The organism is Shigella sp. FC1967 (assembly GCF_001743005.1).
GTDB lineage: Bacteria > Pseudomonadota > Gammaproteobacteria > Enterobacterales > Enterobacteriaceae > Proteus.
In genome coordinates this window covers 1-362 of the sequence record NZ_MIIZ01001384.1, presented here as the reverse complement: position 1 = coordinate 362, position 362 = coordinate 1, and the positions used below count along the sequence as shown (strand labels likewise).

Here is a 362-nt window from a genome sequence, read left to right as displayed (position 1 = left end):
AAAGGGAAATTATGTTTAGCCGAATGAAAATAGTGACTGGATTATTATCCATTCTTCTGTTGTTTGGTGTTTTGCAATTTGTCTCAGGAGGCGTTTTTTACTCAAATATTGTTGAGACAGAAACGACCTTAATAAAACACTGACAATACAAGATCAACGTGAACGCCTAGATGAAACCTGGGCTAATTTACTACAAGCTCGTAATAATCCTATAAAGTTTCTCTTAAGTCTGCCGATAACTTGCTCATTACCGTTTATTATAAAAAGGGAAATTATGTTTAGCCGAATGAAAATAGTGACTGGATTATTATCCATTCTTCTGTTGTTTGGTGTTTTGCAATTTGTCTCAGGAGGCGTTTTTT

General features: G+C 34.5%; 2 protein-coding genes. Both read left to right on the top strand.

Going from position 1 to position 362, the window contains the following annotated elements:
- Nucleotides 1–11 precede the first annotated feature (11 nt).
- The gene (locus tag BHE89_RS27240; protein WP_353615159.1) at nucleotides 12–143 is read left to right on the top strand and encodes a Tar ligand binding domain-containing protein; all 132 of its coding nucleotides are present in this window, start codon (nucleotides 12–14) and stop codon (nucleotides 141–143) included.
- A 131-nt stretch (nucleotides 144–274) separates the two neighbouring features.
- The coding region (locus BHE89_RS27235; protein ID WP_171742564.1) for a Tar ligand binding domain-containing protein at nucleotides 275–362 on the top strand (88 nt) is incomplete at its 3' end.